Origin of the sequence: Pluralibacter sp. (genome assembly GCF_019237635.1) — a bacterium.
In the GTDB taxonomy this organism is placed as follows: Bacteria; Pseudomonadota; Gammaproteobacteria; order Enterobacterales; family Enterobacteriaceae; genus Enterobacter_B.
Map to the genome: position 1 here is coordinate 15,244 of NZ_JAFAGS010000110.1, position 12,908 is coordinate 28,151.

The following is a 12,908-nucleotide window of genomic DNA, read 5'->3' on the forward strand; positions in this document are numbered from 1 at the left end:
ACGATGTTTTATCGACTACTGACGTTAATCCGCAAAGAGCTGCAGTCACTGCTGCGTGAGCCACAGACCCGCGCCATTCTGATTATGCCGGTGCTGATTCAGGTACTGCTGTTTCCGTTTGCCGCCACCCTTGAGGTGACCAACGCCACCATCGCCATCTACGACGAAGATAACGGCCAGCACTCCGTCGAGCTGACCCAGCGTTTCGCCCGCGCGAAAGCGTTCACCCATATACTGCTGCTGAAAAGCCCGCAGGAGATCCAGCCGACGGTTGACACGCAAAAAGCGCTGCTGCTGGTGCGTTTCCCGGCGGATTTTTCGCGCAATCTGGACCGCTTCGCCACGGCGCCCATGCAGTTGCTCCTTGACGGACGCAACTCCAACAGCGCGCAGATCGCCGCGAATTATTTGCAGCAAATCGTCGAAGACTATCAGCAGGAACTGCTGGAGGGGAAAACCAAACCCAATAACAGCGAGCTGGTGATCCGCAACTGGTATAACCCGAATCTGGATTACAAATGGTTTGTGGTGCCATCGCTCATCGCCATGATAACCACCATCGGCGTGATGATTGTGACCTCGCTGTCCGTCGCGCGCGAGCGTGAACAGGGCACGCTGGATCAGCTGCTGGTCTCTCCGCTCGCCACCTGGCAGATTTTCGTCGGCAAAGCCATTCCTGCGCTGATCGTTGCCACCTTCCAGGCCACCATTGTGCTGGCGGTCGGCATTTGGGCCTACCATATCCCCTTTGCCGGGTCGCTGCTGCTGTTTTACTTCACGATGGTGATTTACGGGTTATCACTGGTGGGTTTTGGGCTGCTGATTTCCTCCCTGTGCTCGACGCAACAGCAGGCGTTTATCGGCGTCTTCGTCTTTATGATGCCCGCCATTCTGCTGTCGGGGTATGTTGCCCCGGTGGAGAATATGCCCGTATGGCTACAGGACGCGACGTGGATTAACCCGATTCGTCACTTTACCGACATTACCAAGCAGATTTACCTCAAGGACGCCAGCTTTGACATTGTCTGGCAGAGTTTGTGGCCGCTTCTGGTGATAGCGGCCACGACGGGATCAGTGGCGTACGCGATGTTCCGCCGGAAGATTGCGTAATTTTTTGTCCTTCACCAGCAGCGAAACCACCGCGGGCCCGGCCAGGATAACCACGCCAGCCAGGGCCAGCAGAAAATTGTTATGCAGCACGCGCGACAGCAACCACAGCACGATAACCGCGTTGCCGAAATACCAGGTGGTGGTGAGCTCTTCAAGGAAATCACCGATATCGCGCAGGCGCCCTTCCGGGTGGCGTTGTAAAAAAAGCATCGTCACAAGCGTAGCGCCGTACAGTGCGCACAGGCCAAGACCGACGTGCACCAGCAAGCCGCTCATCCACCCCATCACCAGGGCTGCGACAACCAGCAGATGCAATATAATCTGCCAGCAACTCAGGCCAGTTACGACACGAACATGTTGTTGCCACTTCATGGCATATCTCCCGCAGCATTTTTGACTCGTATTCAGAGTACCGGACTTTACGGAAAATTCCGTAATACCGCATCTTTTTGTGATGCCTATTACATTATTTTGTGCAGAAATGAGAGCTGACAGAAGGAATTTTGAGCAAAAAAGGCCCGATCGGCAGAATGCCGATCGGGCCTGGGAATCAGCGACGGTTGCCGAAAATACGCAGCAACATCAGGAACAGGTTAATGAAGTCGAGATACAGCGTCAGCGCGCCGAGAATCGCGTATTTACGCAGGCTGCTGCTGTCGCGGGTATCGATCTGCTCGCCGATGGCTTTCAGCTTCTGAGTGTCATACGCCGTCAGACCGACAAAGACCACCACGCCGATATAGGTCACGGCCCACATCAGCGGTGTGCTCTTCAGCCAGATATTGACCAGCGACGCCAGTACGATGCCGATCAGCGCCATAAACAGCATTTTGCCAAAACCGCTCAGGTCGCGTTTGGTGGTATAGCCATAGAGGCTCATCGCGCCGAACATCCCGGCGGTGACCACAAAGGTGCTGGCGATGGAGCTGTAGGTATAAACGATAAAAATGCTGGCGAGCGTCAGCCCGGTCAGCCCCGAATAGAGCATAAACAGCGTGGTGGCAAGGCCCGCGCTCAGGCGCTGGACCATACCGGACAGTACGAACACCAGCGCCAACTGAGCGATAATCAGCCCAAAGAAGGTTATTTTGCTGGAGAAAACGAACATCATCACTTCCGGCGTGTTCGCCGCATACCAGGCGACGAAGGCCGTCAGCAGCAGCCCGCACGTCATCCAGCCATAAACCTGCGCCATATAGGTCTGCAGGCCCGAGCGCGCCTGCACGATAGTATCGGAACGAGGGAATCGGTCCATGATAGTCTCCTTAAATGATTATCCGCGAGGGGATAAAACTAAGCGTATCACATTCTACTGCCAACGCTTTGCCGCTTCACGATCGCTGTCGCGCGCGTCCACCCAGCGATCGCCTTCCGGCGTCGCTTCCCGTTTCCAGAACGGCGCCCGGGTTTTCAGGTAATCCATCACAAACTCACCGGCGGCAAACGCGCTGCTGCGGTGCGCGCTGGTCACACCGACGAAGACGATTTCTTCGCCTGGCCACATTTCGCCGATACGGTGGATAAGCGTCACCCGCCCGAGCGGCCAGCGGCCTCTGGCTTCCTCAACGATTTCCGCCAGCGCTTTCTCCGTCATGCCAGGATAGTGCTCCAGGGTCAGCGCTTTTACGCTGTCGCCCAGGTTGTGGTTGCGTACCTTACCGGTGAACGTCACCACCGCGCCGTCCTCATCGCGCTCGGCAAGCCAGCGATACTCTGCGCCGACGTCAAACGCAGCGGTATCGACGATAATACGGGTTTCGCTCATGTCAGCCTCCCGTTACCGGCGGGAAAAACGCCACCTCATCGCCGTCGGCGAGGGGATGATCAAACGCCACCAGCGTCTGGTTGACAGCGGCCAGCAGCTTACCCTCCTCCAGGGCCAGCGCCCAGCGGTCGCCGCGGCTGGCCAGCTGTTGGCGCAAGGCTTCAACATTGTCTGCCGCAAGCGTCTCAAACGTCAGCTTATCAGTGCCGACAAGTTCGCGCACCTGCGCGAAAAAAAGTACGTTAATCATTTGGTTGCGCCCTGAAATCTCCGGATTTGCCGCCGCTTTTCGCCAGCAGGCGAACCGGGCCAATCACCATGTCTTTTTGTACCGCTTTACACATATCGTAGATGGTCAACGCCGCCACGGATGCCGCGGTCAGGGCTTCCATTTCGACGCCTGTTTTCCCGGTCAGACGACACAGCGCCTCAATGCGCACCCGGTTATGTTCGGGCTGCGCCTGCAGATTGACTTCCACCTTGCTGAGCATCAGCGGATGGCACAGCGGGATAAGCTCCCAGGTGCGTTTCGCCGCCTGGATCCCGGCGATGCGCGCGGTGGCGAAAACGTCGCCTTTGTGGTGGCGTCCGTCAACGATCATCGCGAGGGTTTCCGGCAGCATGGTGACAAAGGCTTCAGCGCTGGCTTCGCGAACCGTCTCGGTCTTTGCCGAGACGTCGACCATATGCGCTTCACCCGCGGCGTTAATGTGAGTCAGTTGCGACATAGCTTATTTCTTTAAATGAGGATGAAAGTTACACGGGCGCGTACGCGCATCGAGCTGCGGCGCAATAATATTTTCCCAAGCGGTGCGGCAGGCTTTGGTCGAACCCGGCATGGCAAAAATCAGCGTGTTGTTCGCCACACCTGCGACCGCGCGGGACTGTAGCGTCGAGGTGCCGATTTCTTCAAACGACAGCATGCGGAACACTTCGCCGAAGCCTTCGATTTCGCGATCGAACAGCGGTAACAGCGCTTCCGGCGCCTGGTCGCCGTCGGTAAAACCGGTGCCGCCGTTAATCAGCACCACCTGGACGTCGTCGCGGGCGATCCACGCGGACACCTGCGCGCGAATGGCGTAGCGGTTTTCTTTCACAATGGCTTTATCGACCACCTGATGTCCGGCCTCATGCGCTACATCGCGCAGATAGTGGCCGGAGGTATCGTCTTCTTCGCCGCGACGGCTGGAAACGGTAAGGACCGCAATACGGGTCGGGATAAATTCAGCGCTCACCTGACTCATGGAAAAACTCCTTGTTCGTTACGGCATTAACCGCCGATATATGAGAGGTTCTGGGTAATTCCGGTATTGCCCTGATGCAGGAAATGGGTCTGTTTTTTCTGGGCCAGCGCGGTGGATATCCGCGCCTCCAGCGCCTGCTGTTGCGCATCGTCGGCCATCAGATCGCGTAGATCGACGCCGCCGTCGCCAAACAGGCACAGGTGCAGTTTTCCCGTCGAGGAGACGCGCAGGCGGTTACAGCTGGCGCAAAAGTCTTTTTCATACGGCATGATTAAGCCAATCTCTCCGGCGTAATCAGGGTGACAAAAGACCTGCGCCGGGCCGTCGCTGCGCTGTCGGAGTTGATGGATCCAGCCACGCTTAAGCAGTTCATCACGCAGCACCATACCTGAGATATGGTGCTTGCGGAACAGCTCGCTGCCCTCGCCGGTTTCCATTAACTCAATAAAGCGTAACTGAATGCGGCGCGGTTTGATCCAGGCCAGAAAGGTGTCGAGCTGGTGATGGTTCACATCGCGCATCAGCACGGTGTTGACCTTCACTTTATCAAAGCCCGCAGCGAACGCGGCATCAATACCGTCCATCACCTGCTGGAACTTGTCCTGCCCGGTAATGGCGTGAAACTGACGGGCGTCAAGGCTGTCGACGCTGACGTTGACGTGCGTCAGACCGGCATCGCGCCAGAATGCGGCGTCGCGCGCCAGGCGATAACCGTTGGTGGTCACCGCAATCTGCCGAATCACCGGGTTTTCCCGCACCGCCGCGATAATGTCGGCAAAGTCGCGACGCAGCGACGGTTCCCCGCCAGTCAGACGCACTTTTTCCGTGCCGAGCGCAGAGAAGGCGCGCGTCACGCGACGAATTTCATCGACAGTCAGGAAACCGTTATTGCTGACGCTACCGGGCTTGTAGCCATCCGGCAGGCAGTAGGTGCAACGAAAATTGCACACATCGGTTATCGACAGACGCAAATAGTAAAACGTGCGCGCGAAAGCATCAGTGAGTTGTGAGGCCATATACACCTTTCCAGATACGGGAGGCACAGTCATTTCTTCCTGTACCCTGGTGGCAACGTCGCCGTCGCCACGGCCAGAACACCATATCCGCAGACCCAGGTGCAAAGGCTCGAGTGTAGCTTCATCAGAAGCGGGTAATGCCGATAGTAGCGTGTAAATGGCGCTTTCGCCATTCCACCTTTTCGCTGTATAAACATATATATAGCGACGTGATCGTGCACTTTCGTTACAGAATACGCGTAAATAACGCTTTTGCATTGATATGTGTCATTTTGCCGGGCTCCGGGCATCGTCTTTTAGGGGTAGTTCGGATACTCTTATGGCGGCTTCAGTGATAAGGAATTTTATGCGCAATCGTACTTTTGCGGATCTCGATCGCGTCGTCGCGCTGGGCGGCGGACACGGTCTGGGCCGCGTGATGTCCTCTCTCTCTTCGCTTGGATCTCGTTTAACCGGGATTGTAACGACCACGGATAACGGCGGCTCCACCGGGCGCATTCGCCGCTCGGAAGGCGGTATCGCCTGGGGCGATATGCGCAATTGCCTGAACCAGCTGATTACCGAACCGAGCGTGGCGTCGGCGATGTTTGAGTACCGTTTTAACGGTAATGGCGAGCTTTCCGGCCATAACCTCGGAAATTTGATGTTAAAGGCGCTGGATCACCTGAGTGTGCGCCCTCTTGAGGCGATCAATCTGATCAAAAACCTGCTGAAGGTTGACGCTTCATTGATCCCGATGTCGGAAATGGCCGTTGACCTGATGGCTATCGATGTCGAAGGCCATGAAGTGTACGGCGAAGTCAATATCGACCAGCTCGCGCAGCCGCCGAAAGAGCTCTCGCTCTATCCCGCCGTCGCCACGACCCGGGAAGCGGTGCAGGCCATTGCCCAGGCTGACCTGATACTGATTGGGCCAGGCAGTTTTTATACCAGCCTGATGCCCATTCTGCTGCTGCCTGAGCTGGCGCAAGCCCTGCGGCGCACCCCGGCGCCAATGGTCTATATCGCAAACCTGGGGCGTGAACTGAGCCCGGCGGCCGCCAGCCTGACGCTGCAGGAGCGGTTGACCACCATGGAGCACTACGTCGGCAAACCGGTTATCGATGCCGTGGTCGTCGGCCCGCATGAAGATATCCGCGGCGTAGAAAACCGCGTGATCATCCAGCGACCGCTTGAAGCCAGCGACATTCGCTACCGCCACGATCGCCACCTGCTACGCGAGGCGCTGGAAGAGGCGATTCAGTCGCTGGGGTAAGCGCGTTTTCCTGCAAATGAGGACGGATGAGGGAAAGCTTAAAATCTTAAGGTTGTCTTAACACCCGGCTGTCATCATACCGTCATCATTTTACGCAGGACTCATGTGATGTCTCAATTTTGCCTGCGCCGTCCGGCGCTTGGGCGTTTGACCTATTTGGTTCTTTTTGCCCTTTATATAGCACTCTTTCTGAATATTGCGTTTTACAAACAGGCTTTCACTCTGCTGCCGGTGGACTCACTGCATAACGCGCTGGTTTTCCTTTCGATGCCGGTCGTGGCCTTTAGCGTAATGAACATTCTTATTACCCTGGCCTCATTTTTCTGGCTCGACCGCCTGCTGATCACCTTGTTTATTCTGGTTAGCGCCGCAGCGCAGTACTTCATTTTGACCTTCGGCGTGGTTATCGATCGCGGAATGATAACCAACATCATCGATACCACCCCGGCCGAAAGCTTTGCGCTGATGTCGACCAAAATGGTCGTCACCCTTCTGTTTTCCGGGGTACTGGCGGTCGCTATCGCCTGGTGGATCAACATTAAAAAGCCGATGCGGATGTGGCGCAGTATCGCTTACCGCGCGGGCAGCATTGTCGTTTCGGCACTGCTTATCGTGGTTGTCGCACTGCTGTTTTATAAAGATTACGCCTCGCTGTTTCGCAACAACAAAGAGCTGGTGAAATCCCTTAACCCATCAAACAGCATCGTCGCCGTTAACTCCTGGTATTCGCACTACCAGATGGCGAATCAACCGCTGGTGAGAATCGGTGAAGATGCGACTCAGCGTCCTGAGATGAAAGACGGCCCGCGTCGCAACCTGACGATTCTGGTGGTCGGAGAAACGTCACGGGCGGAGAACTTCTCGCTCGGTGGTTATGACCGCGACACCAACCCGCGGCTGGCGAAAGACAACGTGGTTTACTTCCCGAAAACCACCTCCTGCGGCACCGCCACGGCGGTCTCCGTTCCCTGCATGTTCTCCAATATGCCGCGCGCCCACTACGATGAAGAGCTGGCGCAACATCAGGAAGGGCTACTGGACATCATCCAGCGCGCCGGTGTTCAGGTGCTGTGGAATGAAAACGACGGCGGCTGCAAAGGCGCTTGCGACCGCGTACCGCATCAGGACATGACGGCGTTAAACCTGCCCGACATGTGCATCGACGGCGAATGCCATGATGATGTGCTGTTCCATGGCCTGGAAACGTACATCGATAACCTGAAAAGCGACGGTATCATTGTCCTGCATACCATCGGTAGCCACGGCCCAACCTACTACAATCGCTATCAGCCGGACCTGCGGACCTTTACCCCAACCTGCGACAGCAATGAAATCCAGACCTGTACGCAACAACAGCTGGTCAATACCTACGACAACACCATTGTGAACGTCGATTATGTTGTCGATAAAGCCATTAAGCTGCTGCAGTCCCGGCAGGCGCAGTTCACCACAAGTCTGGTGTACCTCTCCGATCACGGTGAATCGCTGGGAGAAAACGGCGTCTATCTGCACGGCCTGCCGTGGTCAATCGCGCCGGACACACAAAAACATGTGCCAATGCTTATTTGGTTGTCTGACGATTACCAGCAGCGCTACGGCGTTAATTACTCATGCCTGAAGAAACGCGCCGCAGAGAACGCGTATTCCCAGGATAATCTTTTCTCAACCATGTTAGGTATACTGGGGGTCAGCACCCGGGAATACCAGGCGAACGATGACATCATCGCGCCATGCAGAGGAGCATAAATAGACATGAAAGTGCTGGTTGTTGAAGACGACGGGCTATTGCTGCAAGGGCTTATTCTGGCGATGCAGAGCGAAGGATATGTGTGCGATGGCGTCACCACCGCGCACGAAGCGGCGCTGTGCCTGGCGAACGGCCACTACAGCCTGATGGTGCTGGATCTCGGCTTGCCGGACGAAGACGGACTGGATTTTCTCAGCCGCATTCGCCGGGAAAAATTCTCCCTGCCGGTGCTTATCCTGACCGCCCGGGATACCGTCAATGACCGTATCGAGGGCCTCGATACCGGCGCTGACGACTATCTGGTGAAACCTTTCGCGCTGGAAGAACTCAACGCCCGCGTCCGCGCGCTGCTGCGCCGTCACAACAACCAGGGCGATAACGAAATCAGCGTCGGCAATATCCGCCTCAACGTCACCCGCCGCCAGGTCTGGCTGGAGGAGATGCAGCTGGAGCTGACGCCGAAGGAGTACGCCCTGCTCTCGCGCCTGATGGCCAAAGCCGGCAGCCCGGTGCACCGGGAAATCCTCTACAACGATATTTACAGCTGGGATAACGAACCGTCCACCAACACCCTGGAAGTGCATATCCATAACCTGCGCGATAAAATTGGCAAATCGCGCATTCGCACTGTCCGTGGGTTCGGTTATATGCTGGTGAAATCCGGAGACATTGAGTAAGTGAAACCACCCCTTGCCCGCGAAAAATGGACGATGCGCCGTCAGCTTCTGCTGACGATTGCGACTATCCTGCTGGTTTGTCAGCTAATCAGCGTATTCTGGCTGTGGCATGAGAGCAAAGAGCAGATCCGGCTGCTGGTCGAAAGCGCCATCCACGGGCACAACAACCGCAAGCACATTGAGCATGAGGTGCGGGAAGCGGTGGCGAGCCTGCTTATCCCCAGCCTGTTGATTATCGGTCTGGCGCTGTGGATCAGCCTGCAGGCGGTCAAACGCATCACCCGCCCACTCTACGATCTCCAGCAGGAGCTGAACAGCCGCACGCCGGACAACCTGCAGCCCATCACCCTGCCGGAATCGGTCAGCGAAGTGGACGCGGTGATTACCGCCATCAACCAGCTGGTGTCGCGGCTCAATCAGACGCTGGACCGGGAACGCATGTTTACCGCCGACGTGGCGCACGAACTGCGTACGCCGCTGGCAGGCCTGAAGCTGCACCTTGAGCTCATGGCGAAGGTGCACGGCGTGAAGGTTGAGCCGCTGCTGCAGCGCCTCGACCAGATGACTGACAGCATTTCGCAGCTGCTGCAGTTAGCGCGCGTCGGCCAATCCTTTTCCGCAGGAAGCTATCAACAGGTTATGCTGATAGCAGACGTTGTGTTGCCCATGCAGAGCGAACTGGAAACCATGCTGTCCCATCGCGGGCAGACGCTGCGGGTCCCAGGTGGAGAAAACGACGTTACGGTATCCGGCGATGCGACGCTGCTGCGCGCATTGTTGCGTAATCTGGTGGAAAACGCCCATCGCTACAGCCCGGAAAATTCGGTGATTACGGTCTGCGTTTCTCCTGGGTCGCTTGCTGTAGAAGACGAAGGCCCGGGAATCGACGAGGCCAAAAGCGGGGAACTGAGCAAAGCCTTTGTACGCATGGACAGCCGCTACGGCGGCATTGGGCTTGGTTTAAGCATTGTGACGCGTATTGCCCAGTTGCACGATGCGCAGTTCTTTTTGAACAATCGCAAACCGGAACCGGGCGCAAGAGCGTGGGTGAAATTTCCGCGCCGTATTCGCTAAGCCGCCGCACTTTGCCATCAGGATGCGGCGATAAACAGCTCCCGCAACTGGTGCAGCTGATCGCGGATCTGCGCGGCTTCCTCGAATTCGAGGTTCTGCGCATGCTGCATCATCTGCCCTTCCAGATCGTGGATTTTTTGCTGCAGCGCTTTCGGCGTCAGCGCCTTTTCCACCGCCTCCGTCTGGGCGGCTGTACGGGATTTACCGCGTCCTTTGCCGCGCGTTTTCGCCAGCCCCTCGCCGAGCGCCAGAATATCCACCACTTTCTTATTCAGGCCCTGCGGCACAATGCCATGCTCTTCATTGTACAAAGACTGTTTCTCGCGCCTACGCTCGGTCTCGCCAATGGCTTTCGCCATTGACGGCGTAATCTTATCGCCGTACAGAATCGCTTTACCATTGACGTTACGCGCCGCACGTCCAATGGTCTGAATCAGCGAACGCTCGGAACGCAGGAAACCCTCTTTATCGGCATCCAGGATCGCCACCAGCGACACTTCTGGCATATCGAGCCCTTCACGCAGCAGGTTGATACCCACCAGCACGTCAAACTCGCCAAGGCGCAGATCGCGAATGATTTCCATACGCTCAACGGTGTCGATATCCGAGTGCAGATAGCGTACCCGCTCGCCGTGCTCCTCAAGATATTCCGTTAAATCTTCCGCCATGCGCTTGGTCAGCGTCGTCACCAGCACGCGCTCGTTGATGGCGGCGCGCAGGCGAATTTCGGACAGCAGGTCATCCACCTGGGTGGCGACCGGGCGCACTTCGATAATCGGGTCGAGCAGGCCGGTAGGCCGCACCACCTGGTCAATCACGTCGCCGCCGGATTTCTCCAGCTCATAGTTGCCCGGCGTCGCGGAGACATAAATGGTTTGCGGCGCCAGCGCTTCGAACTCTTCAAACTTCAGCGGACGGTTATCCAGCGCCGAGGGCAGACGAAAACCGTACTCCACCAGCGTCTCTTTTCGCGCCCGGTCGCCGCGGAACATGCCGCCGATCTGCGGGATCGTCACGTGCGATTCGTCGATCACCAGCAGGCCGTCCGCCGGCAGATAGTCGAACAGCGTCGGCGGCGGCTCGCCCGGACCGCGTCCGGACAGAAAACGCGAGTAGTTTTCAATGCCCGAGCAGTAGCCCAGCTCGTTCATCATCTCAAGGTCAAACTGGGTGCGCTGGCTCAGACGCTGCTCTTCGAGCAGCTTGTTATTCGCCAGCAGTACCCGACGCCGGTCGACCAGCTCTTCTTTAATTTCTTCCATCGCCTGCAGGATGCGCTCGCGCGGGGTCACGTAGTGCGTTTTCGGGTAGATGGTATAACGCTGAATGGAAGACTCCACATGCCCGGTGAGCGGGTCGAACAGCGACAACCGCTCCACCTCTTCGTCGAACAGCTCAACGCGCAGCGCAATATCGTCCGATTCCGCCGGGAAGATATCAATCACCTCGCCGCGTACGCGGAAGGTGCCGCGCTGGAAAGCCTGATCGTTGCGGGTGTACTGCAGTTCGGTCAGCCGACGCAGAATCGCGCGCTGATCGATGATCATACCGACCGTCAGGTGCAGCATCATTTTCAGATACAGGTCCGGGTCGCCGAGGCCGTAAATGGCGGACACAGAGGCCACGACGATAACATCCCGCCGCTCGAGCAGCGCTTTTGTCGCTGAAAGGCGCATCTGTTCAATGTGTTCGTTTACCGATGCGTCCTTCTCGATGAAGGTATCGGAGCTTGGCACGTACGCTTCCGGCTGGTAGTAGTCGTAGTAGGAAACGAAGTACTCCACCGCGTTTTCCGGGAAAAACTCCTTCATTTCGCCATACAACTGCGCCGCGAGCGTTTTGTTGGGCGCCAGCACCATGGTCGGCCGCTGCAGGTTATTAATGACATTCGCAATGGTAAACGTCTTCCCCGACCCCGTAACGCCAAGCAGCGTCTGGTGCGCGAGGCCGTCCTCAAGCCCCTCTTCCAGACGGCGGATAGCCTCAGGCTGATCGCCTGAAGGACGGAAAGCAGAATGCAATGTAAACGGTTTACTCATGTACGACGACCTGGTGAAGGATAAGCGAGCAGGTGATTAATTCTACTCGTCAGACTTTATTTTGCCAATAAATTATACTGGATAAAAAAACAGTAACATATTAGGGTATCTGTGTTACCCGAAAGCGATACCCGTAGAAGCCGGGGAAATTTTCGCTGCGGCAAGATAAAACGCCAGCCCTCTTCGGTTATCCCCAGAATTTTTTTCGTTTTTAACATTTGTCAAGACGTGTCATCCATCTTTTGCGTCAGCGGGTGACACTTTTCTTACAGGCATTGCTTTTATTTAACTTACTAATAAATAAACAGAATATTCAAAAGCCGCGTTTCGCGCCAATTTAGTCGCAGGCCGCGTATTCTCTCGTATGCCACGTGTTTTCTAACTCTAATACACAAGGTTATCCACAGGAATAGTGGATAACTGTCTGCAGCCCATATGCCCTGCCCCTCCCACAAATCGAAACTCACCCGAAAGAATGAGGACAAAAAAATTTTTATCGCTATTTTTTGACTTTTATCAGCTCAACCTGAGGGTCTGAATTATGGAATACTGCTCACATTTCAATCTATAAGCACGATGCCGGAGCGTAACGCCCGGCATCGGATACCGTCTCAGATGTTGGTATTAAGTGCTGTGAGATCGAGGTACTGCCCCAGCTCCTGCCGTTCGGCCTCCGCGCCCAGCCAGGGAATTTCCCCCAGCAGAGGCGCCGGTATCAGCTGTCGTAACGTCGCCATGTACTCCGCATGACGTTTGCCCGGAACCTGCACGTCGTTGGCGACCCACCCCGCCAGCCGCAGCCCGGCCTGCCGCACCGCCTGTGCGGTCAGCAACGCATGGTTGATGCAGCCAAGCTTCACGCCGACCACCAGGATAACCGGAAGCTGTTCGTGCGCCACCCAGTCCGCAAAGCTGAACGTTGGCGAGAGGGGCGTGAACCAGCCACCGGCGCCCTCCACCAGCACCCATTCCGCCTGCGAG

At 56.5% G+C, this 12,908-nt stretch carries 14 protein-coding genes and 1 riboswitch; of the genes, 5 read left to right on the plus strand and 9 right to left on the minus strand.

The window, feature by feature from the left end; all coding sequences use genetic code 11:
* Nucleotides 1–3 precede the first annotated feature (3 nt).
* Nucleotides 4–1,110: an ABC transporter permease gene (locus tag JO226_RS12780; RefSeq protein ID WP_293592648.1), complete on the plus strand. Its 1,107-nt coding sequence runs from the start codon at nucleotides 4–6 to the stop codon at nucleotides 1,108–1,110.
* Here JO226_RS12780 and JO226_RS12785 read toward each other — a convergent pair.
* The 7 genes from JO226_RS12785 to moaA all read right to left on the minus strand — a co-directional run bounded on the left by JO226_RS12785 (nucleotide 1,072) and on the right by moaA (nucleotide 5,135).
* Nucleotides 1,072–1,482, minus strand: a complete 411-nt coding sequence (locus JO226_RS12785; protein WP_293592650.1) for a YbhQ family protein — start codon at nucleotides 1,480–1,482, stop codon at nucleotides 1,072–1,074. The two genes, JO226_RS12780 and JO226_RS12785, sit on opposite strands and share 39 nt — an antisense overlap.
* 178 nt (nucleotides 1,483–1,660) lie before the next feature.
* Nucleotides 1,661–2,365 (minus strand): Bax inhibitor-1/YccA family protein, encoded by a 705-nt coding sequence (locus JO226_RS12790; RefSeq protein WP_293592652.1) that lies wholly within the window; start codon nucleotides 2,363–2,365, stop codon nucleotides 1,661–1,663.
* Nucleotides 2,366–2,419: 54 nt separating this feature from the next.
* On the minus strand, nucleotides 2,420–2,875 hold the full coding sequence (moaE, locus tag JO226_RS12795) for a molybdopterin synthase catalytic subunit MoaE (protein WP_293592654.1): 456 nt from the start codon (nucleotides 2,873–2,875) through the stop codon (nucleotides 2,420–2,422).
* A 1-nt stretch (nucleotide 2,876) separates the two neighbouring features.
* The gene (gene moaD, locus JO226_RS12800; protein ID WP_293592656.1) at nucleotides 2,877–3,125 is read right to left on the minus strand and encodes a molybdopterin synthase sulfur carrier subunit; all 249 of its coding nucleotides are present in this window, start codon (nucleotides 3,123–3,125) and stop codon (nucleotides 2,877–2,879) included.
* Nucleotides 3,118–3,603: a cyclic pyranopterin monophosphate synthase MoaC gene (gene moaC / locus JO226_RS12805; protein WP_293592658.1), complete on the minus strand. Its 486-nt coding sequence runs from the start codon at nucleotides 3,601–3,603 to the stop codon at nucleotides 3,118–3,120. Before moaC ends, moaD begins: the two co-directional genes overlap by 8 nt.
* Before the next feature lie 3 nt (nucleotides 3,604–3,606).
* A complete protein-coding gene (moaB, locus tag JO226_RS12810; protein WP_293592660.1) occupies nucleotides 3,607–4,119 on the minus strand; it encodes a molybdenum cofactor biosynthesis protein B in 513 nt (170 codons plus the stop codon).
* Between the two features lie 26 nt (nucleotides 4,120–4,145).
* The gene (gene moaA, locus JO226_RS12815) at nucleotides 4,146–5,135 is read right to left on the minus strand and encodes a GTP 3',8-cyclase MoaA (protein ID WP_293592662.1); all 990 of its coding nucleotides are present in this window, start codon (nucleotides 5,133–5,135) and stop codon (nucleotides 4,146–4,148) included.
* Nucleotides 5,123–5,263, minus strand: a riboswitch (molybdenum cofactor riboswitch). It overlaps the preceding gene by 13 nt.
* Before the next feature lie 218 nt (nucleotides 5,264–5,481).
* Between moaA and yvcK the strand changes: the two genes are divergently transcribed.
* The 4 genes from yvcK to pmrB all read left to right on the plus strand — a co-directional run bounded on the left by yvcK (nucleotide 5,482) and on the right by pmrB (nucleotide 9,888).
* Complete coding sequence (yvcK, locus tag JO226_RS12820; RefSeq protein WP_293592664.1) at nucleotides 5,482–6,390, plus strand: uridine diphosphate-N-acetylglucosamine-binding protein YvcK; 909 nt, start codon at nucleotides 5,482–5,484, stop codon at nucleotides 6,388–6,390.
* A 108-nt stretch (nucleotides 6,391–6,498) separates the two neighbouring features.
* Nucleotides 6,499–8,136 carry a phosphoethanolamine transferase EptA gene (gene eptA / locus JO226_RS12825; RefSeq protein WP_293592666.1) on the plus strand — a complete coding sequence of 546 codons (1,638 nt, stop codon included), beginning with the start codon at nucleotides 6,499–6,501 and terminating at the stop codon, nucleotides 8,134–8,136.
* A 6-nt stretch (nucleotides 8,137–8,142) separates the two neighbouring features.
* Nucleotides 8,143–8,814 (plus strand): two-component system response regulator PmrA, encoded by a 672-nt coding sequence (gene pmrA / locus JO226_RS12830; protein ID WP_293592668.1) that lies wholly within the window; start codon nucleotides 8,143–8,145, stop codon nucleotides 8,812–8,814.
* A complete protein-coding gene (pmrB, locus tag JO226_RS12835; RefSeq protein ID WP_293592670.1) occupies nucleotides 8,815–9,888 on the plus strand; it encodes a two-component system sensor histidine kinase PmrB in 1,074 nt (357 codons plus the stop codon).
* Between the two features lie 17 nt (nucleotides 9,889–9,905).
* On the opposite strand, the gene uvrB is transcribed toward pmrB, so the two are convergent.
* Together uvrB and bioD are read right to left on the minus strand one after the other, a co-directional pair.
* Nucleotides 9,906–11,927: an excinuclease ABC subunit UvrB gene (uvrB, locus tag JO226_RS12840; protein ID WP_293592672.1), complete on the minus strand. Its 2,022-nt coding sequence runs from the start codon at nucleotides 11,925–11,927 to the stop codon at nucleotides 9,906–9,908.
* 611 nt (nucleotides 11,928–12,538) lie between these two features.
* A partial coding sequence (gene bioD / locus JO226_RS12845) for a dethiobiotin synthase (protein WP_293592674.1) occupies nucleotides 12,539–12,908 on the minus strand: 370 nt, incomplete at its 5' end.